Below are 22,907 nucleotides of genomic sequence, written 5' to 3'. Positions count from 1 at the left end.
GGGCGCTGGTGTGGGCGTACGTCTTCAGGCAACGGCCTGCTGGTCCCTTGCGCCACCGGGGTGACTGCATACGAGGGGGCTCTCCGGTGGAGGGTTCACCCGATCGGGTGTCTCATGGTTCTGGGGAGAAGGAGGCCGATCATGCGCACCACCCCGGCCCTGCGGACCCTGGCCGTAGCCCTGCTGACCGGTGGAAGCCTCGCCGTCTCGACGGTGGGCGGCACGGCTCACGCCGGCAGCGGAGGATCCTCCGGTCCGTTCTGGGGCACTGTCGTCTCCGCGACGAAGCTTGACGTGAGGCAGTCGCCGACCGTCCACTCGCACGTCGTCGCCCGGCTGGCACCGGGCAGTCAGGTCCGTATCGACTGCCGGGTCGTCGGACAGAGCGTCAACGGAAACCCGTACTGGTACCGGCTCGTCGGCGTCCAGGCGTGGGCGAGCGCCGCCTTCATCGACACCAACCGGTGACCGGGGGAAGGGAAACAGGGGAGCGCGTGGGCTCCGGCCGGCGGTGCCGGGGCCCACGCGTGCGCAGGTCGCGTCTAAGCGGATCCGTTGAAGTCCGGCTCAGCGCCCGAAGGGGCGCGGGGCTGTATCAATATGCGGCTCCGCCGCGTGGGCGCGACCAGCCACGACGGACCCGCGGCCGACACACCGTCACCGGACTTCCAGCGGAGCGCTTAGCGGGGGAGGCGGTTTCCCTCGGCGTCCTCGTGTGTGTAGTAGCGGTAGAAGAAGACCGTGAAGATGGCGGCCGTGATCAGCAGGCTCATCACCGTGGAGCGCAGCACGCTCGCCCCCGACTGGCTGTAGAGGAACCCGAATGCCGCACCGGCGAAGGCGGACTTCGTCAGTGAGTGCAGTTCCCGCTTCAGCCGCGGGGCCAGGGTCGCCACGGCGATGCAGAGCACGATGAACGCGAGCGCGGTGGTGAAGCCGAACAGGATGTTCCAGCCGGTGATCTCGCCGCCGGAGCGCCGGTTGGCTGCGGCCCAGTAGCCGTAGACGAGCCCGAGGACCACGGGAATCGCATACCTCGCGATCTTGTGGGTGCGCTCGCTGAAGACGTCGGGTGTGGGGAGCCGCGTGGCCGGTCGTCCCCTGGGCGTGGGTGCCGCATGAGCCATGGGAGGACTCCTCTCTTGTCGCCCGCCCCTGTCATCCAGAGCACACCTGGGCGGGTGCTCTGGCAAGTCGGTGGGAAACCCCGGTCGGCTCGGTGAGATACCCGCTTGGCCCCGGTCCGGATGCGGCCCGCTCCCGGCCGTGCTTCGCTGGGCGTCATGAGCGGGCGCGGACTGAGGCCGGTGGGCGGTCGGCGCCCGCTCGTACGACTGCCGGACGCCGTGCCCCGGGATGTGCTGCAACACCACCAGATGCTGCGGGTCCGGGACCGGAGCGTCGCCTGGGTGCCGCCGCTGCTGGTGCTCGTCGGCATCCTGGTCATCGACTGGAACACCACCCGGGACTTCCGGATCATCACCTGGATCGTGCTGGTGCCGGGTATCGCCGCCGCGATCTGCGGGGTGTGGGGCACGGCCGCGTACGCGGTGCTCGCGACCGTCGTCTATCCCATCGCGGACAGTGCCTGGCCGAACGAGTACCAGGCCGGACCGGCCGACTTCTACCTCGTCGCCGTCGGCAGTGTGCTGGCCGTGCTGGCCTGCGCGGTGAGAGTGCGCGGCGAGCGCCGCATGCTGCACATGCGGGACGTCACCGAGACCATCCGCCGTACCGTGCTGCGTCCGCTGCCGCCCGGCTGGGGCGGCCTGGAGCACGCGGCGGTGTATCTGACCGCCGATGTCGAGGCCCGCATCGGAGGCGACTTCTACGACATCCAGCCCGGCCCGCACGGCACGCGCGTCCTCATCGGCGATGTGCAGGGCAAGGGCCTGGGCGCGGTCGAGGCGGCGGCCGCGCTGCTGGGCACGTTCCGCGAGGCCGGCTACCACGAACCGGAACTGGCGACGGTCGCCGACCGCCTGGAGGTGCGGATGCAGCGGCACGGCGGGCATGTCACGGCGCTCGGCCGCGACGACGGGGACCGCTTCGCCACGGCGGTGCTGGTGGGGTTCCCCGAGTGGAGCGCTGGGCGGTTCGGCCGCGGGTCCGTTGTGGCTGGTCGCGCCCACGCGGCGGAGCCGCATATGTCACAGCCCCGCGCCCCTGTGGGGCGCGTTTCGGAGCCCGGCGTCGTCGAGGTCGTTGTTTTCGCCCACGAGCCCCCGCTCCTCGTCGGCCCCGACGGCGTACGCTCCCCGCCGACCGGCGGCGACACCCTCCCCTCGGCCTGAGCACCCTCGCCCCCGCCCAGGACCCGCCGCCCGTCCAGCAGGTCACCCTCGCGCCCGGCGAGACGCTGCTGCTGACCACGGACGGGGTCACCGAGGCCCGCGACACCGACGGCGTCTTCTACCCGCTCGCCACGGAGGTCGCCCGCGCCGTCGCCGCCGACCCGCGCACCGTCGAACCCCGCCGCCTCGTCGCCTTCGTACGGGAGGGTGTGCTGCGGCACTGCGAGGGACGGCTGGCCGACGACACGACGGTGTTCGCCGTACGGCGGCTTATGCCCGCTGATGCGCAGCCCGGTTTGCGGTCCTGATACCCACCTTTGCAGCCGCAGCGGTTACGGTGCTGCGGTAAGTGATCCACGGGGGATTGGGAGGGACGATGCCCGGAACCGTGCTGCTGCTGGCGGCCTCGCCGCTCGGCAAGGGGCGAATGGTGGACGCCGCGTCCGTGCTTCCCGTCCTCGCGGCCGTCCCGCCCGCCGTCCTGTCCGGCACGGACACCGCCAACGTCGTCGAACTCGCCGACCCCCTCGAGCCGCAGGCCGTCCTCACCCGGCTGCGCGCCGCCGCGGGCACCCCCGGCCCGCTCACCGTCTTCGTCACCGGCCAGCTGCAGATCGACCGCCGGCAGTTCCTGCCGCACCTGGCGCTGGCCCGGACGACGCCGTCGACGGTGCGGTACACGGCGTTCCCGTGGCACTGGGTGCGGGAGGAACTGCGGCTGCGGGCGGCGGGGACCACGACCCTCGTCCTCGATCTGCACGCCGACGCGGAGACCTGGGACCATCTGCGGACCCGGCCCTTCGACTCGGGCGGCAACAACGCCGTCTACGGCCGTATCGCGCCGCCGCCTCCCCGGCGGACCGTGGCGGTGCCGTCGTACATGAAGGCCGTGGCGACGATTCTGCGCAGTGGGCACCGGCCGCCGCTGGAGCAGTTGCATCAGCAGGCGTTGAGCCGGATCGCCAACGAGGGTTCGTACGGCGACCTGGTGCTGACGCCGTCGGCGGTGCCGATGCCCGTACCGGTCCCGCGCCCGCAGCATCCGCCGGAGGTCGCCGATCCGCACTCCGCGATCAGCGCCGCCGTACAGGCCGAGCGGCACGACGACGCCGACGCGCTCGCCGCGCATCAGGAGCAGGGCGCGCTCAGGGCGTACGGTCCCGGTTCCGAACAGGCCCTGCACTGGGCCGAAGTCCGCGCGGATCTGGCCATGTTCGCCGGGGACCCCGTCCGCAGCTGCCGTACCTGGCTGGGCGTCGCCTCCGCGCGGCTGGCGGCCGGGCAGGCGCCGTCCGACCCGGCCGTCGAGGCCGCTGTCGACCGGGCGCACCACCAGTGGGGCCGGATCGCCGAACCGGCGCGGGCCCGCGAACTCGGGCCCACGCTCGCCGAGTTGAGGGCTCGGGTGCCGGGGCGTCGGGAGGGCGCGCTGGATCACATCCAGCGGCATCTGAACCAGCTCCGGACACAGAGTCAGTCCGCGCAAACAGCGCACTGAGTTCCGTTTGTGACGCATCCGTACTTCAGTGCCCCGGTGACGAACCCTGGAGTGCCCGCAACCTCCCTGCCATGATGGTGAGTCATGGCTGAGGGGGATGGAGTGGCCGACCGGGACGAGCGAGCGATCCGCGTCCGGCTGGACGAGACCGCGAGCGAGGGCGACCTCGACGCGCTGCGCAAGTGGCTCGAGCGGGAACAGCCGCTCGACGAGATGGTGCGCGAAGGCAGACTGCGGATCCACGAACGGGCCCGCACGGACGAGACCGGTGCCCCGATGGGCGTCGGCATGGAGATCGTCATCCAGCTGATCGGAGCCGCCGGGGGCGCCGTCTTCCTTCAGCTGCTCAACCAGGTCGGACGGTCCGTCGATGCCTGGCGTGCCAACCGCCGTCAGGTGGAGGACGGCGAGCCGCCCGCGGGAACCGTCGACCCGTTGGATGGCGACGGGTAGGCCGGTGAGCCCCAGCAAGAACCGGGCGCTGCTGGTCGGAGTGTCCACGTACGAGGACAAGAACCCGCCGCGTGGGGTGCCCGGAGACCTTCCAGCCGTCGATCACAATCTGACGATGCTCAGACGGGCGCTGCTGCGGGGCGGTGTGTTCGACGAGGACTCGATCACTGTCTGCCGATCGCCCTCGCAGGACGAGTTCAACGAGGCGCTGCACTCCGCCGCCGCGGAGACCGACGGGCTGCTCCTGCTGTACTTCGCCGGGCACGGCGCGACGCCCAGCTCCGGCGACCCGCTGTTCCTGCAGATGCGCAATGCGCGCGTGATCAGGGGCGGACACAGCGTCTTCCACGGTGCGGCGAAGTACGACGACGTGCAGACCGTGCTGCTCAGCAGCCGGGCCGAGCGGATCGTGGTCGTCCTCGACTGCTGCTTCGCCGGCAACGCGGGCGTCGCCTGGGAGCGGGAGCACGAGGTCCACAACAAGCGGCGGGTGCTGCTGCTGATGAGCGTGCAGGCCAACCACCGCATCGACGCGGGCGACGCCGCCACACCGACGCCGTTCACCGCCCAGCTCGTACAACTCCTGGAGAAGCCCGGCGAGTTGTCGTTCCGCTGGCTCTCCGGCCAGTTGCGTGAGGAGATGGCCGGGCAGAAGACCACGCGTGGTGAGTCATGGGTGCCGCAGAGCCGGGCCGAGCCCGGCGAGGACGTGCTGCTGTCCCGGAGGCCTCAGACCGGTGTCGTGCGGCCGCCGCGGAGCGGGCCACCTGCCGTGTCGCCCAGACCATCGCCCCTCCTGAAGCACCTGCGCCACCGCGCCGCCGCCCTCGGCACGCTCGTCCTCACCGTCACCGCCTTCGCCTTCGGCTCCTACGGCCTGTACGCCCTCGTCGGCTCCTCCCCCGCCTGCGCGCCGCCCCTCGAACTGCGCGTCCTGGCCGACCCCGACCTGGAACCGACGGTCACGGCGGCGGCGGACGAGTATCTGACGTCGGAGGAGAACACGGACGGGGATGGGTGCCGGGTCAGTGGGATCACTGTGTACAGCGCCCGTTCCGCCGATGTGGTGACCGCGCTGCGCGAGGAGTCCGAGCCCTGGCAGGAACCCCGTGCGGAGGAGACCAACCCGCAGCGGGACATCGGGCCGCAGGCCGACATCTGGATCCCGGGCTCGCCCGCCGCCGCCCAACGGGCCGAACACGAGCGGGACACCAATCCCAAGGCCTGGCTGGAGGTGGAGCAGCAGCCCCTCGCGTACTCCCCGATCGTCCTCGCCGTACCGTCCGCCGTCCCCGCCGCCGACCAGCGCACCGGCCGCAAGCTCAGCGAGCTGATCGCCGACCTGCGGGGCCGCGCGGACCAGGCCGAAGTGCGCCGTACCGACCCGGAGTTCGCCGACTCGGCGCTGTTCGCCACGATCGGCCTGTACGACGGCGCCGACCGTGCGCTCGACGTGGAGAAACGGCTCGACCAGCCGGGGCCGCCGTCCGACACGGCCGCGCAGCTGCTGTGCGAACTGCCCCGGAACGACGCGGTGGACGACCGCACGGCCGTCCTCGTCCCCGAATTCCTGCTGAAGTCCGGGGTCGGCTGCGACAGCCAGCGGCGCAGCCCCCGGATCGCCGAGTACCCGAGGAACGTGCCCGGCCTGGAGCCCACGTTCGTGCGGGTGCGCTGGCAGGACGGCGACCTGGACCGGGCCGCGCGGGATGCCGCCGTGGCGGACTTCCGCTCCTGGCTCACCGACGGGCAGGGGCGGGACGCGTTCGCGCGCGCCGGTTTCCGCGAGCCCACCGGCCGCCGTCTGCTGCTGGACGGGAGCGGGCCCGCACCCGGGGTGCTGCCCGATCCCAGTCCGTTGAAGGAGGCCGCCGGACGGGACGAGACGGAGACGGCGTTACAGGCCTACCGCGCCGCCCACGGTCCCGGCCGGGTCCTCTTCCTGCTCGACAGCTCCGGCTCGATGGCCTCCCTGTGGGACGGGCCCAGCGGCGGCCCCGGTCTGCTGAAGCAGTCCCTCGGCGGCCTCGGCGGCCAGGACGAGTACGGCGTGCGGAGGGTCGCGGACACCCCCGAAGGCGACCGGTACGAGACCCTGCTCCCCCTCACCACCCACGACCGCGAGGACGCCGTACGCAGGATCGACCAGGCCGAGGTCCGGTCCGGCGCCGACTCCGATCCGCACGCCGCGCTGCTCGGCGCGCTCGACGACATGGCGGGCCTCGGCGCCGACGACCGCCCCCAGCTGATCGTCTACATCACCGACAGCGGGGACCACGACCGGATGACCGGCGGGAAACTCGACGAGGTGCTGACCCGGGCGGATTCGGCGGGCGTACCGGTGGCGATGGTGTCGCTGCGCGGCGGAGCCTGCGGAGCGGGCAAGCCGGACGCCCGGATCGCCGCGGCGAGCGGCGGCCGCTGCCTGGACGCCGACGACGACATCGGCAAGGGCCTGTCCGCCGAGGTCGAACGGACGGGACTCGGGGAGGACCAGTGATCCGACGGACGGCGGCGCTGCTCGCCCTGCTGCTGGTGGCCGCCTGCACCGGCGGCGGGGACGGCACGTCCGCCGAGCCCTCCGACGACGTGGTCGGCGACATCGTGATCGCCAGCGGCCTGGACGTCACCGGCAAGAGCGGCATCCGCCAGCAGCTCATCGACGCCTGGAACGACCGGCAGGCCAAGGCGGGCACCGGATTCAAGGCCACCCTGGTCGAACTCACCGGCAGCGCCGACGAACAGCGCAGTCAGCTCCTCGGCGCCCTCCAGTCGGGCAGCGCCACCTACGACGTGGTCAACCTGGACGTCACCTGGATACCGGAGTTCGCCGAGTCCGGTCTCGTACGACAACTGCCCGACGACCTGCTCGACGACGACGTCATCGACTCCGTGGCCGACACCGCCCGCTGGGACGGCAAGGTGTACGCGGCGCCGTTCAACAGCGACGTCGGGCTGCTCTACTACCGGCGCGACCACTTGAAGGCCGCGGGCCTGGAGCAGACCGAGCTGACGGGCGACCTCACCTGGAAGAGGCTGCTCGGCGTGATCGACTCCCTCGGCGGCGACGTGCCCGGGGCCTACGAGAAGGGCTGGACCACGCAGCTCGGCCCCTACGAGGGCCGCACCGTGGGCGCCGTCGAGGCGTTCGCGTCGGCGGTGCCGGACCTGGAGCTGACCGACGAGCGGGGCGAATACACCGGCGACGCCGAGACGCTGGAGAGGGGAATCCGGGAGCTGCGCGAGCGCACCCGGACGCCGTACATCCTCCGGGACGCCTTCGACTCGAACGAGGCCACGTCGATGGCGGACTTCGCCGCGGGCCGCACGACGTTCCTGCGGCACTGGCCGTATGCCTACGGCACCCTGCACCAGACCCTCGACGAGAGCCGGCTCGGCGTGGTCCCGCTGCCCGGCAAGGCGGTGCTCGGCGGGCAGAACCTGGCGGTGACGCGGGCCTCGCCGCGGGCGGGGAAGGCCATGGAGCTGATCAAGTTCCTCACCGGCGAGGAGAGCGAACGCTGTCTGCTGGACGCGGGGTTCGCGGCGACCCGGGAGTCGGCGTACACCGACGACACGGTCGACTGCACGGCGGCGGCCACGCCCGCGCCGTCCGCGACGGGCGAGCGCGCCGACGACATGCCCCGCGAGGCAGGCCGCCCGGCCTACGCCCGCGCCACGCTCCTCCCCGCACTGCAGCAAGCCGTCCAACGCCCGCGCACCGCGCTGTACGGCGCCTTCACCCAGACCGTCATCGCCCAGCTGGGCCTCCTGTTCACCGATGACCCGCCGCCGGAGGAGGAGCTGGCCGAGAAACTGCATGCCGCCCTGAAGAAAGCCCTGCCCGGCTGATCACCCCACCAGATACGCCAGCGCCCCCGCCACCAGCGTCCGCACCCCCGGCGCGACCACCGTCAGGTCGGGCGCGAAGAGCGGGCTGTGGTTGCTGGGGACCGCGTCGATTCTCGCCATGAGGTCCTCGCCCTCCGCCGTGTCCCAGACCGCATCCGGGGTGCTCGTCACGAACCAGAAGGAGTACGGCAGCCCGCCCTCGGCGAGCTGCGCGAAGTCCTCGCTGCCCATCGCCGAACCGGGGTCGAAGACGGCGGCGGAACCGAAGACCTCGCGGTGCACCGCGGCGATACGGTCATGGGTCGCGGGGTCGTTCACCGTCGCCGGGAAGTCGCTGCCCAGCGTCACCTCGGGCTCGCGCGGGCAGCCGGCGGCCAGGCACTCGCCCTGGGCGATACGCCGGATCGCCTCGACCATGCGGTCCCGTACCGCCGCCGACTGTGTGCGCAGGTTGAGGGAGATCCGGGCGGTGGCGGGGATGATGTTCGCCGCCGTGCCCGCCTCGATACGGCCGACGGTCAGGACGGCCGACTCGCGCGGGGCGACCTCGCGGCTGACGACGGTCTGCAGCCGGGTCACCAGATAGGCGGCGGTCACCACCGGGTCGACGGTCGTCTCGGGACGCGAGCCGTGTCCGCCGCGCCCGTGCACCACGATGTCGACGTCCGTGGTGGCGGAGAGGATCAGCCCGGGGTGGTGGCCGAACAGGCCCACGGGACCCGGCGCCACATGCTGGCCGAGCAGGACGTCAGGGCGCGGTACACGGTCGTAGAGCCCGTCCGTGACCATCGCCGAGGCGCCCTGGCCGGACTCCTCGGCGGGCTGGCCGACCACGATCAGCGTCCCGGACCAGGCTTCCCGTCCGGCGGCCAGCGCCTGCGCCGCGCCCGTCAGCCAGGTCACGTGCATGTCATGCCCGCACGCGTGCATCACCCCGGGGGCCTGCGAGGCGTACGGCAGCCCGGTCTGCTCCTCGACCGGCAGCGCGTCCATGTCGGCGCGCAGCAGCACGGTCGGGCCGTCGCCGTTGCGCAGCAGGCCGGTGACGCCGGTGCCGCCGATGCCCTCGGCCGTGTCGAATCCGGCCGCGGTGAGGCTCTTGGCGAGCCCGGCCGCCGTGCGGTGCTCGCGGAAGGCCAGTTCCGGGTGGCGGTGCAGATCGCGGTAGAGGTCCTCGAGGGCGGGGAGGGGGAGGTCGGCGGTGAGGTCCAGCGCGGTGCGTGCGGCAGCAGACGTCATGGCGTCAGGGTAGGGCGATCACCTGTCGGGTCCGCGTATGCGGAAGGCCGCCGGCGGGACGAGGGGGAGTGTGTCCCGCCGGCGGCGGTTCATGGGGTCGGTCCGTGCGTCAGAACGCGGGGACCGCGGAGGGGCGGGCCTTGTTGATGTTGCCGACGAGGTTGTTGGTCAGCGGGAAGTTGGCGCTGCCCCACTTTTCGTGGTCCTTGATGTTGGAGCTCCACAGCGCGTCGCGCGGCGTCTTGGCCATGTACTCCATGGTGACCAGGGCCGGCGTGTCCCAGCCGCCGTCGCTGTGGGCCTCCGGAACCTCGCTCCACTTGGCGAAGCGGAAGGCGTGCGTGCCGGCGCCGTCCTTGTGGTAGACGATCTTGACGTGGTTGCCGTCCATGGGCACCTCGTTGATCGGGTGGGTGCTGTAGCCCTTGTGGCGTGAGGCGGCCAGGTAGCGGGGCCGCTCCTCGCCCTGCTTCTGGAAGACCACGACGGTCTCCCAGTCGTGACGGTGGCCGAAGGCGTCGGCGCCGTTCAGCGTCTGGTCCTTCTCGAAGTAGAGCGTGTAGACGTACGCGCACCAGCCGTTCTTGCACATCGACTGGGAGTACGTGTTGGCCTTGCCGAGGTGGCCGTTGCGGCAGCCGCCGGTGATCGTCCCGGTGTTGTCGAGGCCGCCGTTGAGCCGTCCGCTCGAGTCCACCGCCGCCGCGGGGAAGCAGCTGTTCCCGTCGTAGTCGAAGCGCGGCATGTACTTGTTCTGGAAGGTGGTCGCGTTCCAACCCTGGGGTTGCATGATCGAGGCGTTGGCGCTCCCCGCCAGGCCCGCGGTCAGCGCGGTGGCGGCGACGGCCACCAGCGCGGCCTTCCCGAAGCGGGACGTTCTCTTGCTGATGCTCTTGGTCATGCGGGTGCTCCAGTGGTGGTTCGTTCGGCCGGGATTCCGGCGGGACGAGACCGAGACTGGAGCGCGGGGAGTTGATCGGCGGCATGCTCTGATCAGGGCGATCAATCGTCCTCGGCGTTTCGGGGGGATGTTCCTCGTGGCGTCACCTCCTGTTCCCCCGCGGCCTTGGCGTCGCACTCGAACCGGACGGTCTTGCCGGGCCGGTCGGTCGCGGGAACCCACCCCCACCGATCCGTGACGGCCTCGACGATCACCACTCCGCGCCCGCCCTCGGCGAGTTCGTCCACAGCTGTGGACAACGGCGGGCACGGGCTCGTGTCGGTGACCTCGACGCGCACTCCCCGCTCCCGCGGCAGCCGCAGGATCAGCACCGTGGCACGCCGGCCGGGACAGTGGCGTACGACGTTGGCGATCAGCTCGGTGAGCGCGAGGGACGCCGAGTCGTACAGGTCGTCCATCTCCCAGGCCGTGAGGTACAGGCGGAGGATGCGGCGCAGGTGCCGGGCGGAGTGCTCACCGAGGGTGAAGGCGGTGCCGTACCGGGCGCCAAGTCCTTCCTCGTGGGAGGCAGTTACGCGATTCATGTCATCAACGTGGAGTCATGTGATTACGCTCGGCTACAGACCGAAACGAACGCCGCGCCGCGTTCCGATCTGGGGGTGACCGCCCATGCCCAACGTCCGCAAACTCGACCCCACCGCCTCGCCGCTGGACTACTTCGGCTCCGAGCTCCGCCGGTTCCGGGAGTCCGCGGGGATGTCCCAGCAGGAGCTGGGTGACTGCATCTTCTGCACCGGCTCCCTGGTGGGCCAGATCGAGACCGCCCACAAGGTGCCGACCAGGGAGTTCGCGGAGCGGGCGGATGCGGCGCTGCTGACGGACGGGTGTTTCTCGCGGTTGGTCGGACTGGTGCTGCGGAGCCAACTGCCGACGTGGTTTCAGCCGTTCGCCGACATGGAAGCGAAGGCGACGTACATCTCCACGTATCAGTGCCAGCTGGTGTACGGGCTGCTGCAGACGGAGGAGTACGCGCGGGCCGTGCTGGCAACGGGGCGGCCGGACAGGCTCGACGATCTGGTCGCGGCCCGCATGGAACGCCAGCGGATCCTCAGGCGGGAGCATCCGCCCCTGACGTTGGTGGTGCTCGACGAGGCGGTGCTGCACCGGCCGATCGGTGGCCCGGAGGTCATGCGGAAGCAACTCCAGCACCTGTTGAGTCTCCAGGACGAGCGCTGGGTCCAGCTCCAGGTGCTGCCCTTCGGGGTGGGCGAACACGCAAGCCTGGATGGCACGTTCACTCTGCTTCGCTTCGACGGCGACCCGGACGTCATCTACACCGAGGACCTGATCTCGGGCCACATGACGGCCAACCCGGACACCATCCGCGACGCTGCCCTTCGTTACGCTGGCTTGCAGGGAGCCGCCCTCTCCGTGGAGGATTCGGCGGAACTGATCAAGGGCGTACTGGAGGAGCGTTATGGGCAGCACAACGGATCTGGCCAACGTCCCCTGGCGTAAGTCCAGTTACAGCGGAAGCACGGGCGGCGAATGCGTCGAGGTCGCCGACCTCACTCCGCACATCGCCGTCCGCGACTCCAAGAACCCCGAGGCCGGCACCCTCACGCTCTCCCCGGAGGCGTACGTCGCCTTCGTGGGTCACGTCGGGTGCGTCGGCGCGTAGCCTGCGCCTCAGCCCCTGTACTTGCCGAGGGCGATCAGCAGGCAGTACGCGGCGAACGTCTTCGGGTCGTTCAGGTAGATCTTGACCCACTCGCCCTTCGACTTGACGAACGACCAGATCCACAGGGCGGTCGAGCTCGGCTCGCTCTGCTGGTCGCGCATCATCCGGTTGAAGCGCTCGCTCAACGTGCCCCAGTTGTTCTCCATGTCCACGTACTGCGACGGCAGGCGGGACTCCTGCACGTTCGGGGCGGAGGCGAGGTGGAAGAAGTCGGCGATCGGGCGGAAGCGTGACCCCTCCGCGAGGGCCTGGGCCAACATCAGGAACGCTCGGTCCCGGCTTTCTGCTCCAGGTCCATGTAGTTCTCCTTGAAGCCCGCCCACACGCTGTTACTGGTCGAGGACTGGCCTTGGTCGGCGTAGTGATACCGGCCGTCGTTCGCCCACCAGCCCATCAGGTACAGGTCCGAGGCGCGCATCCGCACGCGTACGTAGGTGTCGCTGTACGCGTCCTCGACGTCGATGTCGACGTACGTCTGACTCGCGGCCGTGTCCGTGTGCATGACCTGGTAGCCGGCGCCCGGCACCGCGGCCTGGTTGCCGCTGTCGACCGCGTTGCGAATCGCCCTGACGACCTGGACGTAGCTCGTCGGGCTGTTCGGGTCGCTGTCCCCGATCTTCCACGTGATGTGGCCGTCGGCGGCGCGGGATCCGGCCTTGCCCCACTGACGCTCGCAACCGGAACGTTGATTGCCACGTCCCTTTTGTCAGGTCAATCAATCCCGTGGGCGGAAGGGGATTGATGGACATCACATGCCGCATCGCCTGGATGTCACCCGTGGGCCACCTGGCCGTCACCGGGCGGCTTGTACGTTCGTCGCGCTCGATGTCGCTTTCGCCAGCTATTTCGCCACGTATCGGGCCACGTACAGGGAGGTGCGCATGGGGCGCCCGGAAAGACCGCTGGACCCGACGGCCGGTCCCGTGCCGCGCCTCGCGCACGAGCTGAGGAAGCTGCGCGGCAACGCGGGGAGTCCCTCGTACCGGGCGATGGCCGAAACCGCGGGCTTCTCCGCGACAACGCTGTCGCAGGCAGCGGCGGGCGAACGGCTGCCGTCCCTCGCCGTCGTCCAGGGCTATGTACGGGCCTGCGGCGGCGACCCGGACGAGTGGGAGTCGCGGTGGAAGGACGCCGAGGCGGAGGTGGCGGGGGAGGTCCGGGAGGACGAGGAGGACGCGGCGCCGCCGCCGTATCGGGGTCTCGCCCGGTTCGAGCCTTCCGATCAGGGGTTGTTCTTCGGCCGGGACCGGCTGACGGAGGACCTGCTCCAGCTGGTGTGCGGGCACCGGTTCGCCGCCGTGTTCGGGGCGTCCGGCAGCGGGAAGTCCTCGCTGCTGCGGGCCGGACTGATACCCCGGCTGCAGAAGGAGATCGCGGAGCGGGGGCGTCCGGCGGTGCTGCGGGTGCTGACGCCCGGCGCCCGGCCCGCCGCCACGTACGCCCATCTGCTGGCCCCGGCGGCGGACGAGCCGGAGAGCTGGGTGGTGGTGGACCAGTTCGAGGAGGTCTTCACCCTGTGCCGGGACCGGGCGGAGCGGGCCCGGTTCATCGACCTGCTGCTCGCCGCCCGGGACCCCGGCAGCCGGCTGCGGGTGCTCATCGCCGTACGGGCCGACTTCTACCCCCGCTGCGGCGAGCACCGCGGCCTGGCGGACACGCTGTGCGGCGCCGGACTGCTGGTCGGCCCGATGACCGCGGACGAGTTGCGCGAGGCGGTCGTCAAGCCGGCGCAGGAGGCCGGGCTCCTGGTAGAGCGGGAGCTGACCGCGCGGATCGTGGAGGAGGTCCTCGACGAGCCCGGCGGGCTGCCGATGCTCTCGCACGCCCTGCTGGAGACCTGGCGTCGGCGCAAGGGCCGGGTGCTCACCCTGGCCGCGTACCAGGCGGCCGGCGGGGTGCGCGGTGCCATCGCGGCGAGCGCCGAGGAGGCGTACGGGCAGCTGACCGCACTCCAGGCCGACGCCGCCCGGCGGCTGCTGCTGCGGATGGTCGAGCCCGGTCAGGGCACACCCGACACCCGGCGGCCGCTCACCCGGGCCGAGCGGGAGGAGTGGGCGTGTCCCGACGTGCCGGTGGTGGTGGAGCGGCTGGCCCGCGCCCGCCTGCTGACCGTCGACGAGGATGCCGTCCAGCTCGCCCACGAGGCGTTGATCACCAGCTGGCCGCGGCTGCGCGGCTGGATCGAGGAGGACCGCGAGCGGCTGCGCCACCACCGTCGGCTGACCGAGGCCGCCCGGGTCTGGCTTGAGCACGACCGCGACTCCGGTGCCCTGTACCGGGGCACGCGTCTTGACCGGGTGGCGGAGCTGTTCCCCGACCACGAGGACGACCGCTCCCTGACCGTGCCGGAACGCGAGTTCCTCACCGCCGCGCTGGCCGCCCGCGAGGCGGAGCGCCGGGCCGCCGCCCGCTCCACGCGTCGGACTCGGGCCGGGGTGGGCGTACTGGCGGCGGTCCTCGCGGTGGCGCTGGTCGCTTCTCTCGCCGCCTGGACGCAGAGCCGGGACAACGAGCGCCGCCGGGTCGACGACGCGGCCCGCCGCGTCGCCGCCCTCGCCGACTCCCTGCGCACGACCGATCCCCGCACCGCGCAGCTGCTGGGTGTCGCCGCCTGGCGCGTGGCCGAGCTGCCGGAGTCCCGGCGGGCGCTGCTGGGCTCGCTCGGCCAGCAGGAACTGGACACCTTCAGTGACCGGGCACCCGGGGACGGCCCCTTCCGCCGGCTGACGGACTCCGGTCGCACGCTGCTCAGCGTCGAGGGGCGTACCTGGCGGACCTGGGACGTGGCACGGCACCGGCGGATCGCCGAAGGGCGGCTGCCGGAGGACGGCACCGCGGTCGGGGTGAGCCCGGACGGGCGGCTGCTGGCGATCCAGGGGGGTGACGGGGACGACGGCACCGCGGTCGCGGTGAGCCCGGACGGGCGGCCGATGGCAGTCCAGGGGGATCGCCGGGACGACGGGGTACGGCTGTGGGACACGACCGCCGGACGATGGTTCGGTGACCGGCTGCCGGCCTCGACCTTCGTGGAGTTCGCCGAGCGCACGTACGTCGTGCACGGCGTGGACGACGCCAGGGCGTGGGTGCACTCGGCCGCGGACGGAAAGCCGCTGTTCGAGACCGAGTCGATGAGCATGGCCACGGCGGCCCCGAGCGCCGACGGACGGCTCCTCGCGGTCTGCCCCGCCGGGGACGGCCCACTCCAGGTGCGGGATCTGACGGACCGGAGGACGGTGCACGGGCGCTGGGAACGCGCGGCCGACATCTGCGGCCAGGAGTACGCGCATCTGGTGCTCGGCGGTGGACACAGGCTCGCCGCGGTGATCCCGAGCGGCGTGCGGGTCTGGGACGTCCGGTCGGGGGAGCAGCTGGCCGACCTGCCCGAGACGGGAGTGAGGTACGCCGCCTTCAGCAAGGACGGGACCTTCCTGGCGACCGCCGACGGGGAGGAGATCAGGGTGTGGCGGATGGGCGTCGACGCCCCGGTGTTCCGGCACCCCCTCAACAACCAGCATCTGCACGGCGGTCTCGCCTGGGACCCCGAGCGCCCGGTGCTGCGCTACCTGGAGGGCGGCACCGCCCACTCCCTGGACGTCGCGAACGCCGTGACCTCCGTCTGGCAGGACGAGCCGCTGGGCAAGGTGCTGATCAGCCCGGACGGCCGCACCCTGGCCACCGCCCGCCGCATCGGCGAAACCGGCGACAGCTACCGCTTCGAGCTGCGCGACACCCGCGACAACCGGCTCCTGAGGACACTGCCGGCCATGCCGCTCCCCGTCTCCCGCGACCCCTCCATGCCGGTGCACGCGGAGGCCACCCTCCCGCTCCTGGCCTTCTCCCCCGACGGCAAGGCACTCGCGTACGCCGTCTCGGCGCCCGGGTACACGGCGTCCCCGCAGCGCCTCACGGTCTGGGACGTCGCCCAGGGCCGGACCCGCACCACGCTCGACCTCGCCACGAGGACATCGGCCGGGGCGGTGATCACGATCGCCCTCGGCCCGGACGCCCGCACGCTCCAACTCACCCGCACCCCGGGCGTCGGCGAGCTGAGCAATGAGACCTGGGACCTCGCCGGCCACCGCCGGACGGCGCTCCTCACCGGCCTGTCCAGCAGCCACCTGGCCGTTCGCCCCGACGGCGGGCTCCTGGCCGGCGACAACCGCACGGCGGCCCTGCCCGGCGGCAGCTCCACCCCACGCGACCTGGCCAAGGGCGACGAGATCAGTGCCCTCGCCTTCGCCCCGGACGGTTCGCGGCTCATGGCGGGGGACCAGACGGGCCGGGTCGCGCTGTGGGACGGAGAAGTCCGGCAGCGGGAGGGGACCCTGCCCAACGCCTTCCCCGCGCTTCCGGAGGGCGTGGCCGACGCGATCATCGACGACACCTCCGAGGCCGTCAGCGCCCTCGCCGTCAGCCCCGACGGCCGCACGCTCGCGGTGGGCGGCGAGGCGGGAAGTCTGCAGCTGTGGGACATCGCCAGCCACCAGCCGCTCGGCGGACCGCTGACCACACCTGGCGACGGGATCGACACGGTGGCGTTCGGCGCGGACAGCGGCACGCTGTACGCGGGAAGCGCGCACGTGCCTCTCCAGCGCTACACGATCGACCCGTCGAAGGCGGTCGCGTCGGTGTGCGCCCGGACGGGAGGGGACGGGCTGACGCGGACGGAGTGGCGGACGTACGTGACCGACGTGCCGTATCGCAAGGTGTGCGGGGACTGACCCGTCCGGCATTGGTTCGCCTGGTCAGAGGCGATTGATTGACGTGATCGAGAGGCTGGCCGATCAACTCCCGGGTCGTGACGATCGAGCTGTCGCTGCCCCGGTCCGAATCCCCCCTCGGCCGGGGCAGTGGCCCGACCGACCAACGGGCAAGGGTGCTGATTTAGGGGAAACGTAACAGCACACTCGTTCGAGTGAACGGCTCCGCATTCGCTGTGCAGGCTCCGCGTCTACCCTGGGAGGGTCGCGTCGAGCGAAGGAGGTCTGTCATGGCGACGGCGGAGCCGATCATCATGCCGGGGTATCAGGGCGAGGCCATTCACGGGCCGTACGACGACCCTGACGGCGACAGCGACGCGGACGGCGGCGTGTCCGACAACTCGGACTCGAGCGTAGCGACAGCCTTCGAGCGCATCAGCGCGGCGGCCCCCAGGGGCTGGCGCGTGGAGCTGATCGAAGGGGAGATCTACGTGACGCCACCGGCCAACGGGGAGCACGAGGAGTTTGTGTCGGAGCTCGTTGACCAGGTCACTGACCGACGTCCCGATCGATCGCTGCGCAACTACACGGGCATCGGCCTCAACGTCCCCGGCGCCTCCGATACCGGTCACGTCGTCCCGGACCTGGCCGTCGCCCCCAAGGGCAGCTTCGACAGTGCGGAGGAGTGGCACGACCCCTCCGCCGTCCTCCTCGTCGCCGAGGTCACCTCCGACAGCACCGCCGTCCGGGACCGCGAGAAGAAGATCCACGGCTATGCCCGCGCGGGCATCCCCGTCTACCTGCTGATCGACCGGGAGGAGGCGGAGGTGACGGTCTACTCCGAGCCCTCGGGCGACGACTATGCCCAGGGCGCGAAGCACAAGCTCGGCCTCGCCGTGCCGCTCCCCGAGCCGCTCGGGTTCGAGTTGGACACCGGGGAGTTCTAGGACTGCTGCTGGACCTGCTGCTGTGGTGGTTCCGGCTCCGCCGCCCTCGCCGGGCCCGCGTTCGCGGCCAGCAGGAGGGTCGCTACGGCGATGACGGCGGCGGCGATGCCTCGGGCGTAGCGCTGGGTGGGGCTGGTGCGATCGAGCACGGCGACCTCACAGCGGCGGTGTGTTGAGGAGTGTGATTAAGCGGGTCTCCTACGCGCGTTTAATCCGCCGTTTAACCTAGAGGCTGTGCTTGCCGAACGGCAAGAGGGGCCAGGGGAGTTGGGCGGAATGCCGGAGCGGGACGACCCGGAGATCATCGGGCGCCGGGTGCAGCGACTGCGGGTCGAGCGCGGGCTGACGCAGCGGCAGTTGGCCGAGCCTGCTTACACGCCTGCCTATGTCTCCACCCTGGAGGCGGGGCGCGTCCGGCCCTCCGACGACGCGCTGCGGCATCTCGCCGAGCGGCTCGGCGTCGGCTTCGACGAGCTGGCCAAGGGGCGGCCCGCCCGGCTCGTCACCGAGCTTCGGCTCAAGCTCACCGGCGCTCAGCGCACCCTCGCCACCGGCGAGACCGAGGCCGCCGCCCATGCGTTCAGGGCCGTGCTGGACGAGGCCGAGCCGCACGGGCTGGCGGAGGAACAGGCCGCCGCGCTGCTGGGGCTGGGCGAATGCGGGACGCAGACCGGCGAGCTGGTCGAGGCGCGCAAGTGTTTCGAGCGGGCCGAGGAGACCCTGGCCGACGCACCGCTGCCCGCCCGTGTCCCGGCGATCCGCGGCCGGGCCGTCGCGCACTACCTCGCCGGTGAACTGCGCTACGCCGTCTACCTGTTGGAGTCCACCCTCGACGAGCTGAACCGGAGCGGCCTGCACGACCCGGACGCCCTGCTGCTGCTCTACGCCTCCGCCATCGGGCCGTACATGGACATGGGCGCCCACGCCCGTGCCGCCCAGGCCGCCGAGTTCGCCCTCGCGCTCGCCCCGCGCGCGGGCGACCCGGCGCTGGTGGCCCGTATGCACCGGTCGGTCGCCCGCACCCTGCTCGCCGAAGGGCGGCTCGCCGAGGCCGACGCCTCGCTGGCCAAGGCGGCCGAGCTGTACCGGCAGCTGCAGATCCGCACCGAACTCGCCAACTGCCACTGGATGCGCGGGTACGTGTGCGCGCAGAACGGCGAACTGGAGCGCGCTGAGGACGAGTTGAGGGCCGCCCTCGACATGCTCTCCGCCAAGCGCGCCGCCCTCTACAGCAGCCAGGTCGCCGTCGAGCTGGCCGACGTACTCCACCGGAGGGGCAAGTCCGAGGAGGCGGCGGCCCTCCTGAACGGAGTCCTCGGTGACCTGTCCTCCGAGCGCGGCGCCGTCCACGCCGCCGCCGCGCACCGACTGCTCGGGATCATCGCCGAGGACACCGGGGACACGGACGACGCCGAGGAGCACTACGTCCGCGCGCTCAGCCTGCTGGAGCGCGCCGGTGCCGCCGGTGATCTCGCCGACCTGTGCCGGCTGCTCGGCGATCTGCTGCGCCGGACCGGGCGCGTGGAGGCGGCCCTGGACGCGTACCGGACGGGGCTGGGACACCGTACGGCCCCCGGCACCACCACCCTCGGACCCGCACCCGCACAGCCCCCTCTGTGAGAAGGACGGGCCTTCCCACAGGGGTTGCGGTTAGCCTGCGCGGGGAACGAGGGACGATCAGGGCGAGGCGCGTGGAGAACCAACGGACTGTGGCCGACGGCCTGCGGCTCGCCGTACGCACTCTCGTGTACGCCGTGCTCGGCGGCGCCGCGCTCATCGCCATCGCCACCGTCGTCTCCGTGCTCGGGCCGATGGTGGCCCTCGACCTCTACACACCGCCCGTCGCCGCCTGGTGGACCGTCTTCACCGCCGTCGCCGTCCAGGGCGTGCCCTTCCTGCTCCTCGGGACGGTGGTCTCGGCGGCGATCGGGGCCTTCGTACCGGAGAAGGTCTTCAGCCGCCTGCTGCCGAAGAACCAGGCCCTCGCCGTGCCGGTGGCCGGTGCGGCAGGCGTTGTGCTGCCGGGGTGCGAGTGCGCGTCCGTGCCGGTGGCGGGCAGCCTGATGAGGCGAGGGGTCGCCCCGGCCGCCGCGCTCGCCTTCCTGCTCTCCGCGCCCGCGATCAACCCCGTCGTCCTCGTCGCGACCTCCATCGCCTTCCCGGGGCAGCCGATGATGGTCCTCGGGCGGCTCGTCGCCTCCCTCGCGACCGCCGTCGTCATGGGCTGGCTGTGGGTGCGCTTCGGCAAGGAGGAGTGGCTGCGGCTGCCGAAGGGCCGTACGACGCCGAACGCCACGACCGGGCTGCGCGGCTTCGCCTCCGGGCTCCAGCACGACTTCCTGCACGCGGGCGGCTTCCTCGTCCTCGGCGCGGCTGCCGCGGCGACCTTCAACATCGCCGTCCCGCGCTCCGTCCTGGACGTCTTCACCGGTTCCGCCTGGCTGTCGGTGCTGCTGCTGGCCGTCCTCGCGGTCGTGCTGTGCGTGTGCAGCGAGGCAGACGCCTTCGTCGCGGCCTCGCTGACCGGGTTCTCGCCGACCGCGCGGCTGGCGTTCATGGTGGTGGGCCCGATGGTCGACCTGAAGCTGATGGCATTGCAGGCGGGGACCTTCGGGCGGGGCTTCGCGCTGCGGTTCTCGTCCGTGACCTGGGTGGTGGCCGTGGCGAGCAGCGTGCTGGTGGGGTGGTGGCTGCTGTGAGGCGCTACGGCTCGGCGATCCTGCTCCTTCTGACCGGCGCCGCGATCCTGCGGATCTCGCTGTTCAGCGAGCTGTACCTGCGGTATGTGCAGTCGGGGCTACGGCCGTATCTGGTCGTGTCCGGGGCGGTGCTGGTGCTGCTGGGGACGGCGGCAGGGGTCGTACGGTGGCGGGGGCGGCACACGGATGAAGCGGATGAAGGGGAAGAGCACGAGGAAGGTCATGGGCATGCGCATCCCGGGCCCCGGCTGGCCTGGCTGCTCGCCCTTCCCGCCCTCGCCCTGCTCCTCTTCCCTCCCCCGGCGCTCGGGTCCTACAGCGCCGGGCGTGAGGCGGCGCAGCGGGCGGCTCAAGGGGTCGGGACCTTCCCCGCGCTGCCCGCCGGGGACCCGGTGCGCCTGACGCTCGCCGAGTTCAGCTCCCGGGCGATCTACGACAGCGGACGCTCACTGAAGGGCCGTACCGTCCGCATGACCGGCTTCGTCACCCAGGACGACGACGGCACCTGGTACGTCACCCGCCTCTATGTCACCTGCTGCGCCGCCGACGCCACCGCCAGCAAGGTCGAGATCCGGGGCACTGACTCTTCTGGGCATCCGCCCACCGACGCGTGGGTCACCGTCACCGGCACCTGGCATCCGAAGGGCGAGCTGGGCAGCGACGCGGCCTGGCCGCCGGTGCTGGACGCCGGGTCCGTGGTGCGGGTGAAGCAGCCTTCGGATCCGTACGAGAAGCGGTAGGCGGGCGTTTCGGGCCAGGTCCCTCGGGTAGTCGGGCGGCGTCCGGGACGGACGGTCCCCTGGACCGCCCCGGACGCAGAGACCATGCAGGCCGCACCGTATGGAGGAGATGGTGACCGTGCGGCCCAGGGACGAGCGGCACGGCCGTTCCGCCGGCGGTGAGGGTCCCCGGCAACGAGATCCCACCGCCCGTGTGATCGGCGAGGAGGTACGGGGCGCCCGGCCCGCGGAGATACCGGAGCGGCTGTGCTCGGTCGCGGTCCGGCTGGTGGACGTGACCGGGGCGACCGTTTCGCTGCACGGCGGCGGGATGCCCGTACAACTGTGTGCGAGTGACGAGCTGGCGGAGCGGCTCACGGAGATCCAGGCGACGCTGGGCGAGGGGCCCTGTCTGTCCGCCGCGCAGGACGGGGTGGCGGTATTCGCCGAGGATCTGGCGGGCGAGGAGGGGGCGCGGCGCTGGCCGGTGTTCGCGATGGAGGCCACGGCGGTGGGGATACGGGCCGCGTACGCGGTGCCGCTGGGCGGTGAGGACGGCGGCGCCGGGCCGGACGGGCTGGAGTGTCTGGGCACGCTGGACCTGTATCGCCGGGAGCCCGGCGCGCTCGGCGCGCGTGACCTGCGGACCGCGCGGCTCGTCGCCGGGGTCATGACGGTGGCGTTGATGGCCCTGCCCCGTGAGGAGGAGGGTGTGCTCGACCCGGGCCGGTGGCTCAGCGGGCTCGCGACCGAGCACGACGAGATCTATCAGGCCACCGGGATGATCATGGCTCAGCTGGGGGTCGGGGCGGACGAGGCGATGGCGCGGTTGCGGGGGCGGGCGTTCGCGGAGGAGCGGACCGCGGTGGATGTGGCGCGGGATGTGGTGGCGCAGCGGGCGAGGTTCGACCGGGACTGAAGGGGACTAAAGGTGGCTAAAGGGCTGCCGCCTTTTCGTCCTCACACCTCCGCGCGGCCCCGCTTGCGGACCTCGGCGAGGCGTGCGGCGCCCAGTTCCGCGACGCCCTGGGTGACCTCGGCCGATACCTCGCCGACGCCGCCGTTGGTGAGCGCGAGCGCGTCGGCGCCCACGCGGACGGCGGCGACGTCGAGGGTGAGCGTGAACTCGCCCTCCGCCGATTCTCCGCTGAGCGTGAGCCGGACCGCCTCGCGGGCGTCGCCGACGTCGGGCAGTTCCAGACCGCTGACCTGGCCTTCGCGTACGTCGCCCTGTGCGGTCGTCGCTGCGAACGTGGCGCACGTCCTCGGCAGCGACCTCAGCCAGGCGAGCGTGCTCTCCACCTCCGCCGGGCGCTGGGTGACGACCTGATAGCGCAGCTGCGCTCCGTCCCAGGCGTCGTCCAGGGCTACGACGGCTCGCGTTCCCGTGGCCGTGCCGAAGAGTTCGTCCGTGTAGACGGTGTCCAGCAGCCGCTGACACTCCGCCGGCCGTGCGGCCGCCTTGAGCAGCCCGTCGCGCCAGGTGGCGGCCCCTTCCGTGGGCATCCAGGGGTCGCCGAGGTCGGTTTCGGTGATGAGTGCGGCTTCTGTCTGGGCCTTGGTGAGGGAGGGGGCGGCTGCGGGTGAGGGGGAGAGTGACGGTGACTGTGCGGGGGTGGGGGTATGGGTGTTGGGCCGATCGGCTGCGGAGGGCGTTTCCGGCCAGTCGACCGAGCATGCGGTCGCCGCGGTCAGGAGGGCGGAGGCGAGGACGAGGGGGACGGCCGGAGTGCGGGGCATCGAGGGGGCTCCTGGGGGTGCCGGGGCAGGGGCGTGTCTCCTACGGCACCACCGGGACCGGGGGCTCACCAGCGCGCCGGGCCGTCCGGGTGAGCGGTGCCCGGCGTGGGGGCTGGGCGGGGGT

At 72.0% G+C, this 22,907-nt stretch carries 21 protein-coding genes and 1 pseudogene; 15 read left to right on the top strand and 7 right to left on the bottom strand.

The annotated features are described in order from the left end of the window. The first annotated feature begins 141 nt into the window (after nt 1–141). The gene (locus AB0I98_RS25805; protein WP_362945574.1) at nt 142–468 is read left to right on the top strand and encodes an SH3 domain-containing protein; all 327 of its coding nucleotides are present in this window, start codon (nt 142–144) and stop codon (nt 466–468) included. 212 nt (nt 469–680) lie between these two features. Here AB0I98_RS25805 and AB0I98_RS25800 read toward each other — a convergent pair whose 3' ends face one another. After that, nucleotides 681–1,127: a hypothetical protein gene (locus tag AB0I98_RS25800; RefSeq protein WP_362945572.1), complete on the bottom strand. Its 447-nt coding sequence runs from the start codon at nt 1,125–1,127 to the stop codon at nt 681–683. Between the two features lie 156 nt (nt 1,128–1,283). Between AB0I98_RS25800 and AB0I98_RS25795 the strand changes: the two genes are divergently transcribed. The 6 genes from AB0I98_RS25795 (at nt 1,284) to AB0I98_RS25770 (ending at nt 8,097) form a co-directional block, all read left to right on the top strand. Continuing rightward, nucleotides 1,284–2,294, top strand: coding sequence for a SpoIIE family protein phosphatase (locus AB0I98_RS25795; protein ID WP_362945570.1), 1,011 nt, complete (start codon nt 1,284–1,286; stop codon nt 2,292–2,294). Further along, a complete protein-coding gene (locus tag AB0I98_RS25790) occupies nt 2,291–2,602 on the top strand; it encodes a SpoIIE family protein phosphatase (protein ID WP_362945768.1) in 312 nt (103 codons plus the stop codon). The genes AB0I98_RS25795 and AB0I98_RS25790 overlap by 4 nt, the downstream gene beginning before the upstream one ends. A 68-nt stretch (nt 2,603–2,670) precedes the next feature. Beyond that, nucleotides 2,671–3,792, top strand: coding sequence for a hypothetical protein (locus AB0I98_RS25785; protein ID WP_362945568.1), 1,122 nt, complete (start codon nt 2,671–2,673; stop codon nt 3,790–3,792). Between the two features lie 84 nt (nt 3,793–3,876). Further along, nucleotides 3,877–4,245 carry a hypothetical protein gene (locus AB0I98_RS25780; RefSeq protein ID WP_362945566.1) on the top strand — a complete coding sequence of 123 codons (369 nt, stop codon included), beginning with the start codon at nt 3,877–3,879 and terminating at the stop codon, nt 4,243–4,245. Nucleotides 4,246–4,249: 4 nt separating this feature from the next. Continuing rightward, nucleotides 4,250–6,745 (top strand): substrate-binding domain-containing protein, encoded by a 2,496-nt coding sequence (locus AB0I98_RS25775; RefSeq protein WP_362945564.1) that lies wholly within the window; start codon nt 4,250–4,252, stop codon nt 6,743–6,745. After that, nucleotides 6,742–8,097 carry an extracellular solute-binding protein gene (locus AB0I98_RS25770; RefSeq protein ID WP_362945562.1) on the top strand — a complete coding sequence of 452 codons (1,356 nt, stop codon included), beginning with the start codon at nt 6,742–6,744 and terminating at the stop codon, nt 8,095–8,097. The genes AB0I98_RS25775 and AB0I98_RS25770 overlap by 4 nt, the downstream gene beginning before the upstream one ends. Here AB0I98_RS25770 and AB0I98_RS25765 read toward each other — a convergent pair whose 3' ends face one another. From AB0I98_RS25765 to AB0I98_RS25755, 3 genes are all read right to left on the bottom strand, one after another. Next, a complete protein-coding gene (locus AB0I98_RS25765; protein WP_362945560.1) occupies nt 8,098–9,336 on the bottom strand; it encodes an amidohydrolase in 1,239 nt (412 codons plus the stop codon). Nucleotides 9,337–9,445: 109 nt separating this feature from the next. Continuing rightward, nucleotides 9,446–10,237, bottom strand: coding sequence for an NPP1 family protein (locus tag AB0I98_RS25760; protein ID WP_362945558.1), 792 nt, complete (start codon nt 10,235–10,237; stop codon nt 9,446–9,448). A gap of 101 nt (nt 10,238–10,338) precedes the next feature. Then, nucleotides 10,339–10,821: an ATP-binding protein gene (locus AB0I98_RS25755; RefSeq protein ID WP_362945556.1), complete on the bottom strand. Its 483-nt coding sequence runs from the start codon at nt 10,819–10,821 to the stop codon at nt 10,339–10,341. Nucleotides 10,822–10,906: 85 nt separating this feature from the next. On the opposite strand from AB0I98_RS25755, the gene AB0I98_RS25750 reads away from it, so the two are divergent. Beyond that, on the top strand, nt 10,907–11,755 hold the full coding sequence (locus AB0I98_RS25750) for a helix-turn-helix transcriptional regulator (RefSeq protein ID WP_362945554.1): 849 nt from the start codon (nt 10,907–10,909) through the stop codon (nt 11,753–11,755). Beyond that, complete coding sequence (locus AB0I98_RS25745; protein ID WP_362945552.1) at nt 11,715–11,918, top strand: DUF397 domain-containing protein; 204 nt, start codon at nt 11,715–11,717, stop codon at nt 11,916–11,918. Before AB0I98_RS25750 ends, AB0I98_RS25745 begins: the two co-directional genes overlap by 41 nt. Nucleotides 11,919–11,926: 8 nt before the next feature. Here AB0I98_RS25745 and AB0I98_RS25740 read toward each other — a convergent pair. Further along, a pseudogene (locus AB0I98_RS25740) lies at nt 11,927–12,540 on the bottom strand (ribosome-inactivating family protein). A gap of 319 nt (nt 12,541–12,859) precedes the next feature. Here AB0I98_RS25740 and AB0I98_RS25735 point away from each other — a divergent pair. Together AB0I98_RS25735 and AB0I98_RS25730 are read left to right on the top strand one after the other, a co-directional pair. Next, the gene (locus AB0I98_RS25735; RefSeq protein WP_362945550.1) at nt 12,860–16,699 is read left to right on the top strand and encodes a hypothetical protein; all 3,840 of its coding nucleotides are present in this window, start codon (nt 12,860–12,862) and stop codon (nt 16,697–16,699) included. A gap of 269 nt (nt 16,700–16,968) precedes the next feature. Beyond that, nucleotides 16,969–17,625, top strand: a complete 657-nt coding sequence (locus tag AB0I98_RS25730) for a Uma2 family endonuclease (RefSeq protein ID WP_362945548.1) — start codon at nt 16,969–16,971, stop codon at nt 17,623–17,625. Here AB0I98_RS25730 and AB0I98_RS25725 read toward each other — a convergent pair. Further along, nucleotides 17,622–17,774, bottom strand: coding sequence for a hypothetical protein (locus tag AB0I98_RS25725; protein WP_362945546.1), 153 nt, complete (start codon nt 17,772–17,774; stop codon nt 17,622–17,624). The genes AB0I98_RS25730 and AB0I98_RS25725 overlap by 4 nt on opposite strands. 127 nt (nt 17,775–17,901) lie before the next feature. Here AB0I98_RS25725 and AB0I98_RS25720 point away from each other — a divergent pair, with 127 nt between their 5' ends. The 4 genes from AB0I98_RS25720 (at nt 17,902) to AB0I98_RS25705 (ending at nt 21,962) form a co-directional block, all read left to right on the top strand. Further along, a complete protein-coding gene (locus AB0I98_RS25720) occupies nt 17,902–19,245 on the top strand; it encodes a helix-turn-helix transcriptional regulator (RefSeq protein ID WP_362945544.1) in 1,344 nt (447 codons plus the stop codon). Between the two features lie 71 nt (nt 19,246–19,316). After that, on the top strand, nt 19,317–20,324 hold the full coding sequence (locus AB0I98_RS25715) for a permease (RefSeq protein ID WP_362945542.1): 1,008 nt from the start codon (nt 19,317–19,319) through the stop codon (nt 20,322–20,324). Next, the gene (locus AB0I98_RS25710; protein WP_362945765.1) at nt 20,321–21,064 is read left to right on the top strand and encodes a TIGR03943 family protein; all 744 of its coding nucleotides are present in this window, start codon (nt 20,321–20,323) and stop codon (nt 21,062–21,064) included. The genes AB0I98_RS25715 and AB0I98_RS25710 overlap by 4 nt, the downstream gene beginning before the upstream one ends. 118 nt (nt 21,065–21,182) lie before the next feature. After that, nucleotides 21,183–21,962: a GAF and ANTAR domain-containing protein gene (locus AB0I98_RS25705; protein ID WP_362945540.1), complete on the top strand. Its 780-nt coding sequence runs from the start codon at nt 21,183–21,185 to the stop codon at nt 21,960–21,962. Nucleotides 21,963–22,003: 41 nt separating this feature from the next. Here the strand turns inward: AB0I98_RS25705 and AB0I98_RS25700 are convergent, their stop codons facing one another. Further along, on the bottom strand, nt 22,004–22,783 hold the full coding sequence (locus tag AB0I98_RS25700) for a hypothetical protein (protein WP_362945538.1): 780 nt from the start codon (nt 22,781–22,783) through the stop codon (nt 22,004–22,006). Nucleotides 22,784–22,907 lie beyond the last annotated feature (124 nt).

Source organism: Streptomyces sp. NPDC050211, from assembly GCF_040656035.1.
GTDB lineage: Bacteria > Actinomycetota > Actinomycetes > Streptomycetales > Streptomycetaceae > Streptomyces.
The sequence above is the reverse complement of the archived record's forward strand: the minus strand, read 5'-3'. Positions and strand labels throughout refer to the sequence as shown.